The 14,583-nt window shown below is 61.1% G+C and carries 15 protein-coding genes and 1 tRNA gene; 2 read left to right on the top strand and 14 right to left on the bottom strand.

The window, feature by feature from the left end; all coding sequences use genetic code 11:
• From TR36_RS01100 to TR36_RS01060, 10 genes are all read right to left on the bottom strand, one after another.
• Nucleotides 1–729: an amino acid ABC transporter ATP-binding protein gene (locus TR36_RS01100; RefSeq protein ID WP_045388328.1), complete on the bottom strand. Its 729-nt coding sequence runs from the start codon at nucleotides 727–729 to the stop codon at nucleotides 1–3.
• Nucleotides 707–1,363: an amino acid ABC transporter permease gene (locus tag TR36_RS01095; protein WP_045388330.1), complete on the bottom strand. Its 657-nt coding sequence runs from the start codon at nucleotides 1,361–1,363 to the stop codon at nucleotides 707–709. The genes TR36_RS01100 and TR36_RS01095 overlap by 23 nt, the downstream gene beginning before the upstream one ends.
• Nucleotides 1,363–2,043: an amino acid ABC transporter permease gene (locus tag TR36_RS01090; RefSeq protein ID WP_045388333.1), complete on the bottom strand. Its 681-nt coding sequence runs from the start codon at nucleotides 2,041–2,043 to the stop codon at nucleotides 1,363–1,365. The genes TR36_RS01095 and TR36_RS01090 overlap by 1 nt, the downstream gene beginning before the upstream one ends.
• A gap of 28 nt (nucleotides 2,044–2,071) precedes the next feature.
• On the bottom strand, nucleotides 2,072–2,821 hold the full coding sequence (gene kduD, locus TR36_RS01085; RefSeq protein ID WP_045388335.1) for a 2-dehydro-3-deoxy-D-gluconate 5-dehydrogenase KduD: 750 nt from the start codon (nucleotides 2,819–2,821) through the stop codon (nucleotides 2,072–2,074).
• A complete protein-coding gene (locus TR36_RS01080) occupies nucleotides 2,818–3,570 on the bottom strand; it encodes a GntR family transcriptional regulator (protein WP_045388337.1) in 753 nt (250 codons plus the stop codon). The genes kduD and TR36_RS01080 overlap by 4 nt, the downstream gene beginning before the upstream one ends.
• Before the next feature lie 163 nt (nucleotides 3,571–3,733).
• Complete coding sequence (locus TR36_RS15425) at nucleotides 3,734–3,835, bottom strand: DUF2474 family protein (RefSeq protein WP_153010457.1); 102 nt, start codon at nucleotides 3,833–3,835, stop codon at nucleotides 3,734–3,736.
• Nucleotides 3,835–4,842, bottom strand: a complete 1,008-nt coding sequence (gene cydB, locus TR36_RS01075; protein ID WP_045388339.1) for a cytochrome d ubiquinol oxidase subunit II — start codon at nucleotides 4,840–4,842, stop codon at nucleotides 3,835–3,837. The genes TR36_RS15425 and cydB overlap by 1 nt, the downstream gene beginning before the upstream one ends.
• Nucleotides 4,843–4,845: 3 nt before the next feature.
• Nucleotides 4,846–6,240 carry a cytochrome ubiquinol oxidase subunit I gene (locus TR36_RS01070; protein ID WP_045388341.1) on the bottom strand — a complete coding sequence of 465 codons (1,395 nt, stop codon included), beginning with the start codon at nucleotides 6,238–6,240 and terminating at the stop codon, nucleotides 4,846–4,848.
• Between the two features lie 179 nt (nucleotides 6,241–6,419).
• Nucleotides 6,420–7,664, bottom strand: a complete 1,245-nt coding sequence (locus tag TR36_RS01065) for a nitrate/nitrite transporter (protein WP_237763491.1) — start codon at nucleotides 7,662–7,664, stop codon at nucleotides 6,420–6,422.
• Nucleotides 7,665–7,751: 87 nt separating this feature from the next.
• A complete protein-coding gene (locus TR36_RS01060) occupies nucleotides 7,752–9,122 on the bottom strand; it encodes an LLM class flavin-dependent oxidoreductase (RefSeq protein ID WP_062762122.1) in 1,371 nt (456 codons plus the stop codon).
• A gap of 153 nt (nucleotides 9,123–9,275) precedes the next feature.
• On the opposite strand from TR36_RS01060, the gene TR36_RS01055 reads away from it, so the two are divergent.
• On the top strand, nucleotides 9,276–9,851 hold the full coding sequence (locus tag TR36_RS01055) for an XRE family transcriptional regulator (RefSeq protein WP_062762120.1): 576 nt from the start codon (nucleotides 9,276–9,278) through the stop codon (nucleotides 9,849–9,851).
• 67 nt (nucleotides 9,852–9,918) lie between these two features.
• On the opposite strand, the gene TR36_RS01050 is transcribed toward TR36_RS01055, so the two are convergent.
• The 4 genes from TR36_RS01050 to TR36_RS01035 all read right to left on the bottom strand — a co-directional run bounded on the left by TR36_RS01050 (nucleotide 9,919) and on the right by TR36_RS01035 (nucleotide 13,451).
• Nucleotides 9,919–9,994 (bottom strand) — tRNA-Thr (locus TR36_RS01050).
• 44 nt (nucleotides 9,995–10,038) lie between these two features.
• Nucleotides 10,039–11,493 (bottom strand): heme biosynthesis protein HemY, encoded by a 1,455-nt coding sequence (locus TR36_RS01045; RefSeq protein ID WP_067397882.1) that lies wholly within the window; start codon nucleotides 11,491–11,493, stop codon nucleotides 10,039–10,041.
• Nucleotides 11,494–12,687: a COG4223 family protein gene (locus TR36_RS01040; protein WP_062762117.1), complete on the bottom strand. Its 1,194-nt coding sequence runs from the start codon at nucleotides 12,685–12,687 to the stop codon at nucleotides 11,494–11,496. It lies immediately after the preceding gene.
• A gap of 83 nt (nucleotides 12,688–12,770) precedes the next feature.
• Nucleotides 12,771–13,451, bottom strand: a complete 681-nt coding sequence (locus tag TR36_RS01035) for a uroporphyrinogen-III synthase (protein WP_045388349.1) — start codon at nucleotides 13,449–13,451, stop codon at nucleotides 12,771–12,773.
• A 46-nt stretch (nucleotides 13,452–13,497) separates the two neighbouring features.
• Here TR36_RS01035 and tsaD point away from each other — a divergent pair, with 46 nt between their 5' ends.
• On the top strand, nucleotides 13,498–14,580 hold the full coding sequence (gene tsaD / locus TR36_RS01030; protein ID WP_062762115.1) for a tRNA (adenosine(37)-N6)-threonylcarbamoyltransferase complex transferase subunit TsaD: 1,083 nt from the start codon (nucleotides 13,498–13,500) through the stop codon (nucleotides 14,578–14,580).
• Nucleotides 14,581–14,583 lie beyond the last annotated feature (3 nt).

The raw sequence follows: 14,583 nt of genomic DNA, 5'->3' as shown, positions 1-14,583 counted from the left end.
TTAAAGATCGTGATCCAGAAACTCGCGCAATTCGGGGGTTTCGGGGGTCGTCAGGATCGAGGCATCGCCCACTTCGTGAACGTGGCCCTGATGCATGAAGATAACCTTGTCGGCGGCACGGCGGGCAAAGGCCATTTCGTGCGTGACGACAACCATCGTCATGCCGGCCTTTGCCAGATCCTCCATGACGCGCAGCACTTCGCCCGTCAGTTTCGGGTCCAGCGCAGAGGTTACCTCGTCGAACAGCATCACCTTGGGGGCCATGGCAAGGCTTCGGGCAATCGCCACGCGCTGCTGCTGCCCACCCGAGAGCTGTTCGGGATAGTTGTCGATCTTCTCGGCCAGTCCGACCTGCCGCAGAACACGCTCTGCCACCTTGCGCGCGGCGGATCTGTCCATACGCTTGACGCGCTTCAGCGCCAGCATCACGTTTTCCCCCACGGTCATGTGCGGAAACAAGTTATAGGACTGGAAAACCATCCCCACATCCTGCCGCAGACTGCGCGGGTCCAGTGCCGGATCCTCGACCCGGTGGCCGCACACCTCGATGGTGCCGCTCTGGATCTGCTCCAACCGGTTGATGCAACGCAGGGCCGTGGACTTGCCCGAGCCGGAGGCGCCGATTAGCGCCACCACCTGGCCTGCCTCGATATCGAAAGAAATGCCTTTCAATACCTCCAGGGCGCCAAACCTCTTAACAACATTCTCAAGCTTGACGGCGGCCGGCATTGAGCTTCCTTTCCAAAATGCGGCTCCAGAGCGACAGCGGATAGCAGACGGCGAAATACAGCACCGCCGCGATACCGAAGACAAGGAACGGCTCGAATAATGAGTTGTTGATGACCTGAGCCGACCGCGTCAGCTCCAGGAACCCTACGACCGAGGCGAGGGATGTGTTTTTTACCAGCTGCACCGTAAACCCGACCGTCGGCGGCGTCGCGATCCGCAAGGCCTGCGGCAGGATCACATCGACCAAAGATTGCCAACGGGTCAGGGCCAGCGTTTCGGCCGCTTCGAACTGCGTGTTATCGATTGACAGGACCGACCCGCGCCAGATTTCCCCCAGATAGGCCGAGGAGTAGATCATCATCGCAAGGGCCGCGGCCACCAGCGCAGGCACCTCTATCCCCGCGACGCCGAGGCCAAAGTACATCAGGAACATCTGGATCAGCAGCGGTGTTCCCTGCACGATCTGGACATATCCCAGCGAGATCCGTCGTAGCCAGCGGCGTTGCGAGATTCGGGCCAGCATGACGGCAAACCCCGCGATCCCGCCCAACAGCATTGCCAGCATCGAAAGCAGAACGGTCCACATGAGGCCGTTCAGCAGATATATCATATGACCGGAGCTGAAATCACCCATCACAGAAGCCCCAGCCTGCGCCGACGCGGAAAGGCAATCTGGCCCAGGGCCCAGAATGCACCCCTCATCAGAAATGTAATGCCGATATAAAGCAAACCGACGACCACATATGTCTCCAGCGAGCGGAACGTGTTCGACTGGATGTTATTGGCCACACCCGTCAGCTCCTCGGCCGAGATCTGCGATGTGATGGAGGTGGTCAGCATCATCAGGACGAACTGGCTGGTCAACGACGGGTACACCTTTTCGATGGCCGGCATGATGATGACGTCACGGTAGATCTGGAACTTGGTCAGACCCAAGGCTTCAGCCGCCTCGATCTGGCCATAAGGAATGGCATCCATCCCGGCGCGGATGATTTCCGCCGCATAGGCCCCGACATTGATAACTAGGGCAAAAACCGCAGCCCACAGGATGGGCAGGCGCAGGCCGATAGAGGACAGGCCGAAGAATATGAAGAAAATTTGGACGATGAACGGTGTATTCCGCACCGTTTCAATATAGGCCCCCGCCGCCATACGAAGGCTGCGAACCCCCGACCGGCGGGCCACGGCGCATAGCACGCCGATCACCAGCCCCAATGCAACGGACACCACGGTCAGCTGGATTGTTACCCACGCGCCTGCCAGAAAGCTCTGCCAATAGGGCGCGAGGGCCGCAAAATCGAATTCGTAATTCATTCATCGAGCTTTCCCAAAAAAGCAGCGATCAACGAGCCAGCCATCCACCATCCACCGGTAGAACAGCCCCGTTGATGTAGTCAGACGCAGAAGAAGCCAGAAACACCGCAGCCCCGCCCATATCGGAGGGCTTGCCCCAACGCCCCGCAGGGATGCGCGCCAGAATACTGGCGTTCCGATCGGGGTCGTTGCGCAGATCGGTGGTATTGTTCGTATCGATATAGCCGGGGGCGATGGCATTCACGTTGACGCCCTTTTCAGCCCATTCACAGGCCAGAAGGCGCGTCAGACCGGCCACACCGCTTTTGGCCGCCGTATAGGCGGGAATGCGGATCCCCCCCTGGAATGACAGGAGCGAGGCAATGTTGATGATTTTTCCGCTGCCCTGCGCGATCATCGTCCGGCCTGCGGCCTGCGCCAGGAAAAACAGGGATTTCAGGTTCGTATCCATCACCGCATCCCAATCGGCCTCGGTATAATCGACCGAATCCGCACGGCGGATGATGCCGGCGTTGTTCACCAGAATGTCGATCCGGCCCATTCTGGAAATTGCCTCCTCCACGATCCCGGCAGTTGGCGCGGCCGAAGACAGATCGGCGCGAATATCATGGTGCCGGACCGAATCCGGCAGCATCGCAAGTGTTTCATCCGCTGCGGAGCGGCCCACCGTGACGATATCGGCTCCGGCCTGTGCCAAAGCCAGCGCAATGCCTTGGCCTATGCCCGTGTTGGCACCGGTGATGACAGCAACACGGCCTGTCAGATCAAAGGGGGTCATGGAGTTTCTCCTTCCCGGTCATCGAGAAAATATTCCGGATTGTTGTTTCCGGCCATTTCGATCTCGGTCAGCATCTGGCCCAGATGCATCTCCAGCGCCTGCGCTGCGGCAGCGGCATCACGCGCCACCAGACCGTCACGAATGGTCACATGCTCCTCAATCACCCGTGCCAGACGGCCGGGTTGCGGCAGCGTTGTCAGCCGATACCTGTCGATCTGGGCACGCACCGTATCCACGGTCGAAATGAACGTGCGCAGACCGGAGAAATCGCGGATGATCCGGTGAAAATCGTTATCAAGGCGATGGAATTCCAGATTGTTGCCATCAGCCCGGGCGGCATTGATCAGGGTCATGTTCTCGTCAAGGCTGGCGGTCGTCTGACGGTCCATCTTCATAGCCGCCTCCTGTACCATGACCACTTCCAGCGCGCGCCGGATCCTGATGCTCTCGTACAGGACACGCACCGGAATGCGGGCCACGAACGTGCCGACCTGCGGATAGATTACCACCAGCCCCTCATCGGCCAATCGCAGAAGCGCTTCGCGAAGCGGCGTTCTGCTGACCCCGAAATGGGCGGACAGATCACGTTCCGGCAATGGCGTATTCGGCGGACGACGCAGATTCACGATGTCATCGTAAAGCTCTCGATAAATCAGCGTCGCTGTGCGCGGCTGCTCTGCCCGTGACATTGTCGCGAGCGTAAGCGCGCCCAGGCGACGCGGGCGCCGCTGGCGTACACCTTCCTCCATACGAACCCTCCCTGATTCTTCGGTCATACTAGTATGGCCGTAATTTTACGCAATAACCTATCTGATGGATTACGTAGAATTCAGAGGAATCCGCAGATTTCTGTATGATATATTCTGGAAGTGTATTTTCATGAAAAAGGCCCCCGGAACGGAGGCCTTCGCATCACATCAGAACCGATCGTATGGCAAAAGCGACAATGCCCACTGCAAGAACGCCGCCCAGCCATAACAACCCGAACCATCCCAGCCGCCGCAGCCACCGCATCAGTGGTACCCCTCTTCGGGGTCGATCTTGCCGCGGAATACCCAATAGCTGTAGCCGCTATAGGCAAGGATGATCGGTACCATGACCAGCGTTCCAACCAAAGCGAAATACAGGCTGCTTTCGGGGGCCGCCGCCTCGGCAATGGTCAGGGTCGGAGGCACCATCATCGGGAAAAAGCTGATGCCGATACCGATGAATGCCAGCACGAACAAGGATAGCGCACAAAGGAACGGCGCTACATCATCCCCCCGCACCAACCCCTTACGGCCGCGCCAGACCACCAGCAGCACCAACAACGGCACGATAACGGTCCATATCTCCATCGGCCAGCCGAACCAGCGGTTCAGATAGGCGTCATTCTGAAAGGGGGTCGCAAGGCTGACAGCCCCCATGAACAGCAGCGTCGCCACCCCGAACGGCTGGGCCAGACTGCGCATGTGCTGCTGTACCCGCCCGACCAGCTTCATGTTCAGCCATGTGGCACCCAACAGCGCATAGCCCGTGGGCACCGCCAATCCGACCAATACGGAAAAAGGCGTCAGCCAGTCCCATGTGCCGCCGGCATAGGAACGGCCCTGCACCTCAATCCCCTGCACCAATCCACCCAAGGCAAGCCCCTGGCACACACCGGCCATCAACGAACCGCCGAAGAAGGCGTAATCCCACAGCCGTTTCCACCGGACCGTCCGCCAGCGATATTCGAACGCCACACCGCGAAAGATCAGGCCCAGAAGCATGGCGATGATCGGCATGTACAGCGCCGGCATCACGATGGAATAGGCCAGCGGAAACACTGCGAACAGCCCGCCCCCGCCAAGTACGAGCCAGGTCTCGTTCCCGTCCCAGATGGGCGCGACCGAGTTCATCATCACGTCCCGTTCCTTTTCATCCTTGGCAAAGGGAAACAGGATCCCCACGCCGAGGTCGAAGCCGTCGAGCACCACATAAGTCAGGACGGCAAAGGCGATAAGTCCCGCCCAAATCGTCGAAAGGTCAAATCCAAGCATGTCTCAATCCTCGCGATTTTTCGGATCTTCGGTCAGGCCGGGCGTAATACCGGCAGTCCGGATCGGACCGTCGCGCAGACCCAGGTTCGGGGTGCCCGGCGACTTGTGCATCATGCGCAGAAGGTAGAACGTGCCTGCGCCGAAAACGAAGAAATACACCACGATGAACGCGATCAGGGATGTGCCGACGGCGCTTGCGTTCAGGCCCGAATGGCTTTCGGAGGTGCGCAGGAACCCGTATACCGTAAAGGGCTGGCGGCCCACCTCGGTGGTGATCCAGCCTGCCAGAACGGCAATGAACCCGGCAGGGCCCATGACGATGGCTGCCCGGTGCATCAGGCTCCATTCATAAAGCCGTCCTTTCCACCGCGCGAGCAGCGACCAGAGGCCAAGCCCCAGCATGGCAAAGCCGATGGCGATCATGACGCGGAACGACCAGAACACCACCATGACGGGGGGCTGATCCTCGCGCGGGATCGTGTTCAACCCCTCCAGCGGCGCATTGAACGAATGCTTCAGGATCAGACTGGAAAGTTTGGGAATGCCCACGGCATAGCGCAATACGCCCGCGTCCTGATCCGGAATGCCGAACAGATACAAAGGCGCACCGTCAGGGTGGCTGTCGAAATGCCCCTCCATCGCCATGACCTTGGCAGGCTGATGTTCCAGCGTATTCAGGCCATGCTGGTCCCCTGCAAGGATCTGCAGGGGGGCGACAACGACCAGCATCCACATTGCCATGGAAAACATCTTGCGCGTGGCGGGGTTCGAATTGTCCCGCAACAGGTGGTACCCCCCTGTTCCCCCGACGACCAGCGCGGTGGTGAGAAAGGCTGCCAGCACCATATGCACCAGCCGGTACGGGAAAGACGGGTTGAACACGATCGCCCACCAATCCTCGGGGATGAACTGGCCGGTATCGGAAATGGAAAAGCCGGCCGGCGTCTGCATCCAGCTGTTCACCGACAGGATCCATGTGGCGGAGATGAGTGTTCCGATGGCCACCATGGCAGTTGCGAACATGTGCAACCCGTCCCCCACGCGCTTGCGTCCGAACAGCATGATCCCGAGGAAACCCGCCTCCAGAAAGAAGGCCGTCAGAACCTCATAGGCCATCAACGGGCCGACGACCGGCCCCGCCCTGTCGGAAAACACCGACCAGTTCGTACCGAACTGATACGCCATCACGATGCCCGACACGACGCCCATGGCAAAGGCGACGGCGAAGATCTTTTTCCAATGGTTGAAAAGCGTCAGATAGGTCTGGTTTCCCGTTGACAGCCACAGCGCGTTCAGCACCGCAAGATAGCTGGCAAGCCCGATGGAAAAAGCGGGAAAGATGATGTGGAATGAAACTGTAAAGGCGAACTGAAAGCGGGCGAGAAGCTCTGCCGTCATGGCGGTACCTCGGCTGTTACTTGCGCGAAAAAGAGCACGGTCGTTACGTTACGCTACGTAATCCGGAACGTGGACTGGGCAACTTGTCCTTGGACATCCTGACCATGTTGCCCGTATTTTTCTTGCGCAATCAAAGGCCGCCGCCTGGTTTCAAGCCTTTGGACAGGCGGGATGTATCGCTATCTGCGCCCGCCTGCCAGACGGCGGGATTCGGGATCCCGGCGCAGCCGCCACATGGCGATGCAGCCCAGAAACGGCCCCACGGCCAGAATCGAAAAGGCACCCGTCCAGCCCAGATGCGGCAAAACCAGCGGGACCATCTGGATGCTGCCCAGGGTCAGCAGGAATCCGGCACAGGTTTGCACCGTCAGCAGGGTACCGACCGCCTCCGGCTCTGCCAGTTCGGCAACCGAGGCCGAAAACTGGGCGGAATCCGCGATGACGGTAATGCCCCAGACGATGATGACGGGGACCAGCATCAACAGAGGTGCCTCGAACAGCCAGCCTGCCGTGGCCGCGCACAGTCCGCTGATGGCCATGGCCGTCATTGTGACGGTGGTGCGCCCGTATCGGTCCGCCAGAACGCCGCCCAGCCATGATCCGATTGCACCAGATGCGATGGCGGCGAAGGTCAGCGTGGCCGCCTTGATATTGCCATCCTCCATACCGCGCGCGGCAAAGGACTGGTGCAGGAACAGGCTCAGCCATGCCCACATGGCATAGAGTTCCCACATGTGACCAAGATAGCCGAGGTTGGCCTTGCGCACGGCCGGGCGGCGCCAGCTCTCGGAAAAGCGGGAAAATTCGATACGGGCCGCGCGTTTCATGTTCGGGCCGACCCTTACGAAGCAGATCAGCACCGACGCCGCAATCGCCGCCACGGTGGCAGCTCCGTAGATGGATTGCCAGCCCAGCCCGCCAAAGGCAGCCAGCAGATGCGGGCTGGCCGATCCCAGCGTCAGCGCCCCGACCAAAAGCCCGATCAACAGCCCGATATCCCCCTTGGCCCATGTCGCGGCCAGGCGCATGCCCACAGGATAGACCCCTGCCATGCAGACCCCCGTCAGGATGCGCAGCGCGATCACCACCCCGCCCGTCGGCTCCAGAACCACCAGCGTGCCGGTGGCCACCGCTGCGATGCCTGCCGAAAGGGCGAACAGGCGGCGCGGGTCATAGCGGTCCGCCAGCCCCAGCAGTGCCGACACGATCGTCCCGATCACGAATCCGATCTGGACGGCGCTTGTCAGCAGCGCCTCGGCCACGGGGCTGATCTGATAGGTCAGCTTGATATCGGCAATGGCCGCAGCCGAAGAAAACCACACGCTCATCGCCAGCACCTGCGCCGCCAGCAGCAAGAGCAACGAGGCCCGTTTGTCGCGCACGAACGTCGTGTCCTGCATATCCGCCCCTGCCATGATGTTCATTCCCCTGTGGGCGGATGGATGCCCGTGGCCGATCGGCCCTATCAACACTGCGCTGCGTAATGGCGAACACCCTAGCGCGCAATCACATCACTGCGGCAGATGGCTGCGGTTATGGCTGGCGCCGGTGTGGCTGGCCGGCAGACGGGCATGTCCGAACAGTTTTTCACGGTATGTGCCATCAGTATAGGACGTTTTATAGACCCCCCTTTCCTGCAAAACCGGAACCAGCATATCGATGACATCATCAATGCTGGCCGGGGTAACCGTGCGGGACAGGTTGAAACCCGCGATGCCGGTCTCCTCGCTCCAACAGATCATGGTATCGGCAATCTGTTCCGCCGAACCGACCCATGGGGTCTGGCGGCTGCCCAGAACCATCTGCTCCAGCAGTTTGCGCCGTGTCCATTTCGGGCCTGCGGCCTTGTTCATGATGGCGATGTTCGAAACGATGGCCTGACTTTTTCCCGTCTCGATCGGTTCGTCCAGATCGTATCTGGAAAAGTCGATCCCCATCGACGCTGCCGCATGGACCAGGGCCGCCTCGGAACTGGCATAGCGGCGGTATTCGGCGAATTTCTCCTGCGCCTCTGCCTCTGTCCGGCCAATGATCAGGGTGGCCCCCAGAAACAGCTTGATATCTTCGGCTGCGCGCCCGTTCGCCACGGCGCGCGAGGTGATGTCCGAAACGATCGCCTTCACATCTTCCTTTTTCTGGCCGTTCACGAACACGCATTCCGCATGGGTGCCCGCAAACCTGCGGCCCCGATCGGATGATCCCGCCTGATAGAGAACCGGAGTCCGTTGCGGCGAGGGGGAGCAGAGATGCATCGCATCCACCTTGTACTGCGGGCCTTCGTGATGGATCGTGCGTACCTTGGCCGGATCTGCGAATACGCCGGCTTCCCGATCCATCACCAGTGCATCATCGTCCCACGACCCTTCCCACAGCTTGTAGACCAGCGACATGAATTCATCCGCAAGATCGTAACGGTCATCATGCGCCGTCTGCCCCTTCAGGCCGATCGCGCGCGCTGCACTGTCCAGATAGCCGGTCACGATATTCCAGCCGATCCGCCCGCCTGTCAGATGGTCCAAGGTGGACATGCGCCGGGCAAACAGGAACGGCTGCTCGTAGGTCAGATTGCAGGTGATGCCGAAACCGAGGTGCTTGGTCACAGCGGCCATGGCCGGGATGACGATGGAGGGATCATTGGCCGGGATCTGAACCGCGTTCCGCACCGCCGCATCGGGGCTGCCGCCAAAAACATCATAGACCCCAAGGACATCGGCAAAGAAGATGCCGTCGAACAACCCCTTCTCCAGCCGCTGTGCATATTCCATCCAGTATCTGATGTCGTTCATGCGAACGGATTGATCTTGCGGGTGGGTCCATAGCCCCTGCTGGATATGCCCCGGGCAAAACATATCGAAAGCGTTCAGACGGATTTCACGCGGCATATTGGACCCCTGTTCCTGACGACTCGAATCGTCTATTATAGTGTTACTTTAATTCACCATAGGAAACACACGCGATGCGTCAAGCGCCAGCGGCCTTGTGCTTGCACTCTTTCCTGAGGACACAGGTGATCGTATCGGGATGCGGAGCGGCGAATGATAGACAATGTGGACAAACGCATCGGGGCGCGGATCAAGATAGAGCGTGAACTGCGCGGTTGGTCCCTGACCGATCTGGCAGAAAAATCCGGTGTCTCGCGCGCCATGATCCATAAGGTGGAGCGCGGGGGCGCCAGTCCGACGGCAACCCTTTTGGCACGATTGGCCGGGGCCTTCGGGATCACCATGTCCACCCTGATGGTGCGCGCCGAAATGCAGGACGGCCAACTGTTGCGCAAGGCGGACCAACCCATCTGGCAGGACCCGGTAACAGGCTATCTGCGCAGGCATGTCTCCCCCGGCACGGCGGCCCCTATCGATATCGTCAGCGTTGATTTTCCCGCTGGAAAGCAAGCCTCGTTTCCCGCCTCGGTCTATCTGAACCGGACACATCTGGTTTGGGTGCTGGAAGGGAATCTCGTTTTCATCGAAGGGCAGACCCGGCACGAGATGGCCGAAGGGGATTGTCTGGAACTCGGGCCCCCGAACGATTGCATCTTCCGGAATGAAACCGATGTGCTGTGCCGGTATGCTGTCGTTGTCTATCGTGGCATGGCAGGGCACGGGGTATAGGGTGCTGTAATGCAAAAGACCGCCCATAGGGCGGTCTTTTTGTGCTGGCCTTTCCCTTTTGGGAAAGTGGTGCCGGTGAAGGGACTCGAACCCCCGACCCCATCATTACGAATGATGTGCTCTACCAGCTGAGCTACACCGGCGCTGGTGGCGGGGATTTAGCACCCCCGACCACAGTCGTGAAGCCCTAATTTGCAGGTTTTTCGGTTTCTGCAACTTCGGGTGTGTCGGCAGCAGGCGTGACCACCGTGGCATTTGCAGCCTTCGGGCTTCCCACGATCAGCGGAAGAAGTTCTGTCCCCGTCGCACTTGGCCCTGCGGTATCTGCAGGTTCACGCCACGACAGCGTATCGAAACCGCTGCACTGATCACAGAACGGTGCCCATTGGGCATGAACCGTCTGGCAATTGTCACAGCACCATTGCGGACCCCGCGGTGCCGTCAGGGCGCGGGTCAGCCAGCCGCGAACAACCCCGTCCTCGGCCCCTTCGCCGCGTTCGATCGCAGCCATGATCGTCAACGAACGGACCGTGGGGTGGTCATAGGGCAAACGGCCAATGGCCCGGCGCGCCTCGGGGAAGTTTTCCGCAGCAATGGCCAGCTCCGCCTTCAGCATCATTGCCTCGGGGTTTTCGGCATGCACCTCGGTCAGCGGGGTGAATCGCTTGACCCGTTCCTGCGGGGTTTCGTCAGGAGCAATCTCGGCAAAGGCGGCGGCAAGATCGGGGTGCGGCTGCACCTCCCATGCCTTGCGCAGCATCCGCGTGGCATGGCGCGTATTGCCCTGCGCGATATAGGTACGCGCCGCCAGAACGGTGGCCGGAATCAGATCCGGCGACAGCTTGTTGGCTTCAATGGCGGCCTCGCGGGCTTCGATAGAGGCATTGTCCTCCATGATCGTCCGGGCCTGCTGCAACGCGAGCACCGCATCGCGCCGCTGATAGACGGCCTTGGGCAAGGCCCCGCTTTTGCGCTTGGCTTCCAGCGTCTGACGGGCACCCTGCCAATCGGAGTTTTCCGCCTGCAACTTCAGCAGCACATCCTGTGTTTCCGGATGCTTCGGCTTCAGCGCAAAGGCACGTTCCGCCAGTTTGAGCGCCGTTCCCGTATCCCCTTCGTCCAGCTTCTGACGCAGCAGGCCGCGAATGCCGACGAAGCGGGTGCGCTGATGGCCCAGCAAACGTTTCCATGCATCCTCGGCTTTCTGCCGGTCGCCCGCCTGCTCGGCGGACTGGGCAAGAACCAAGGTGGTGATGTCCGGGTCATCCATCAGCTTGTGTGCCTTTTCGGCACGGCTCAATGCCAGCTTGGGCTCACCAGAGGCCAGAGCCAGAATGGCATCCCCCAGGGCTTCCCGGCCCTTGGCCTCACGGTTGCGATGGAAATGACGGCTCAGCGCTGTTTCATCGCCGTTCAGGAACCGCAGAAATGCCACCAGAACACCGGCCAGCTTCAGCACGATCCAAAGCAGGACCACCAGAACCAGCGCGGCGATCAGAACCTGCACCGGTCCCAGCGTGAATTCCCATCCGGATACCGCAAAGCGGACCCCTGTGCCGTTGTCCAGCATCCAGCTTGCTGTCAGGCTCAGGACGGCAATGACCGCGATGAAGACAAGGATCTTGATAAGGGACCAGAGCATTTATTGCGCCTCCCCACCGGAGGACATTTCTGAAAGGGCGTTGACCGCCGCCGTGCGTTTTTCGGCATCGGCCCGCCAATCCGACATGGCAGCCTGCCCCTCCAGAGAAAGATTGCCGATTTCCGCCAAGGCACCTGCCACATCACCGCCACGAAGTGCGGATTCCGCACGGGACAGGATCGCGTCCGCGCCATTCCCTTCACGCGGGGTCAGGGACCGTGCACCGGTCTGCGCCCGGAAGAATGCCCCAGCCCGATCAGTCCAGCTTGCCCCGCTGTCCGCGCGCAAGGACGCGTCGAGCGCCTTGCGGGCAGCTTCGGGGAAATCCTGCTCCAGCGCGTTGAGCGATGGGACACCGGTTGCGGCATCGCCCAGCGCGGCTGGAATTTCGACCCCGGCGCTGCGAAGATCCTCGATTGCCGCACCAAACGGGGTGCCACCGTCGATGGCCCCCGCAATCCGTGCCAGCGCAGCAGATACGGTGGTTCCCCGTGCGGTTTCCACGGCCTGCTGCTGCAACTGTTCGGCCTGCGCGCGGGCATCCGCCAGTTCACGCTGCGTCTGGTCGATGGCCTGTTGCAGGTCCGGCGCAATCGTACCGCTCTCGATCCGGGCACGCAGATCATCCAGTTGCGCCTGAACCTCGGGGGTGGTGCCGCTTGCCTGTTCCAATGCGGTCAGACGCTCTTCCAGAGGAGAGAGATTTGGCATGGTCATAGAGGCAACGCGGTCACGAAGCGACGTGATCTCTTGGGCCTGACGCTGGATTTCCGCCTGCAGCGGGGCGTTGTCCTGAATGGGCCAGCCGCCCGGGATCCATTTTGCCAGACCGAACCCAAGCACGGCAGCAATCACCCCGCCCAGAACCAGGGGCAGAAAGACCGGGCGTTCCGAGGTGTGGGTTGCATGCGGCTCGGCAGGTTTGGTCAGTTTCGGCGGCTCACCCGGACGCGGGCCGGAGGATTCGGTATTCACTTCGGTTTTCTTGGCGGCCGGCTCGGGCTTGGCCTCGGGTTTTGGCTTTTCGAACGGCTTTGCGGCTGTGGCCGGTTTGTCGGCAGCCGTTTCCACGGGTTTGTCTGTGGCTGCAGGCGTCGTCGTCACTCCGGCAGGGGCCGTCGCAGTGGACGGCTTGGCGGAGACATCCTTCGCCTCGGAGGCCGCTTTCTCGGGGCGGGAGTCGTCTTTTGCCATGCCGTGCCTTTCAATTTTTCAGTGTGTGACTGCAATTCAGCCACGCTTGTTGCTTTTGAAACTAGTCCGATGGCGCTGATGTCTCAAGCCTTTCGCATCGCAAGGACAAGATCGCGCATTGCAGCCGCATCCGGCCTTGCGGCAATCAGGGTTTGTGCAGCGGCAGGGGCCCGTTGTGCGACGGCCCCGCTCAGGCATGCCAGATACAGGGATGCGAGGGGTGCCCCCAGCTCTTTGGCCAAGCGTACGGCTCCTGCAGGGGAAAACAATGGTACAATGACCGGCCCGGCCTGCTGCAGCAGGTCCCGCGCGGCCTGCGACAATGGAACGGGGCGCATATCGTAGACAACGGCCTCATGCGTCGTACATCCGGCATCGCTCAATCTTTGGGCAACATTCCCGTGGCTGGCACGCCCCCGTACATGCAGCAGCGGACCCGAATCACCCGATGCCAGAATGGCCGCCACCAGATCATCGGCATTTCCCGCGGCAGAGCGCGCCTCATATCCCGCCTCCCGGGCAAGCTCTGCCGTCCTGTCCCCCACGCACCACGCACGCCGGGCGGGCCGGACATTCCCCAGCGCCGCAATGGCCGTGCCCGAGGTAAAGATGACGGCAGCCGCATCGGGAAGATGCGCAGAAAGCACCACAGGCTCGGTCAACGGGGATATCACAGCAGGCACATCGCCCAGCATGCGCAGGAATGCCGCGGATTGCGCAGCGGGGCGGGTCAGCAGGATTGGCGCGCGGCATTGCGGGAACATGACGGGCAGGTTACATCTGCCCCCAATCCCACGCAACGGGCGCGCTATGACCGGCACACTTACCTTTTTGGGCATCGAAAGCAGCTGTGACGATACAGCCGCAGCTGTGGTGCGCGCGGCTGACCGCTCTTGCATCCTATCCTCGGTGGTGGAGGGCCAAGTGGCGCTGCATGCCGATTTCGGCGGTGTGGTGCCTGAAATTGCGGCCCGGGCCCATGCCGAGCGGTTGGATATCTGTGTCGAGCAAGCCTTGGAGCAGGCGGGCATAACGCTTTCGGATCTGGACGGGATTGCCGTTACCTCGGGGCCGGGGCTGATCGGCGGTGTCCTGTCGGGCGTGATGTGCGCGCGCGGACTGGCCGCGGCGACGGGGCTGCCGCTGGTGGGGGTGAACCATCTGGCAGGCCATGCGCTGACACCCCGCCTGAGCGACAATACCCCCTACCCCTATCTGATGCTGCTGATTTCGGGCGGACATTGCCAGTTCCTGATCGTGCATGGCCCCGAAAAGTTCACAAGGCTTGGCGGGTCGATCGACGATGCCCCGGGTGAAGCCTTTGACAAGACGGCAAAGCTGCTGGGGCTCTCGCAACCCGGTGGCCCCGCCGTGGCCGGACAAGCAGAAAGCGGGGATCCGAAGCGGTTCTCCTTTCCCCGCCCACTGCTGGATCGCCCGGGATGTGATCTGAGCTTTTCCGGGCTGAAAACCGCATTGCTGCGGGAACGGGACCGATTGGTCGCGGCGCAGGGCGGGCTTTATGCACAGGATCGCGCCGATATATGCGCTGGGTTCCAGGCTGCAGTTGCCGATGTTCTGGCCGAAAAAACCCGCCGCGCGCTGGCGCTGTTTGACAGGCCTTCGCCGGTTCTGGCCGTAGCAGGCGGTGTTGCCTCCAATACCCTGATCCGTACGCGGCTGCAGGCCGTTGCCGTGGAGGCCGGGGGCACGTTGATTGCGCCTCCCCTCTCTCTTTGTACCGACAATGCGGCAATGATCGCGCATGCCGGGATCGAGAAATTCCGCGCGGGATCGATCGATCCCGCCGATTTGGTGGCCCGCCCCCGCTGGCCACTGGACCCGACAGCAAACCCGCTGATCGGCTCTGGCCGCAAAGGGGCCAAAGCCTGAACC

Origin of the sequence: Falsirhodobacter sp. alg1, from assembly GCF_000739715.2 — a bacterium.
Classification (GTDB): Bacteria; Pseudomonadota; Alphaproteobacteria; order Rhodobacterales; family Rhodobacteraceae; genus Falsirhodobacter.
This window is presented reverse-complemented; position numbering and strand designations above follow the sequence as displayed.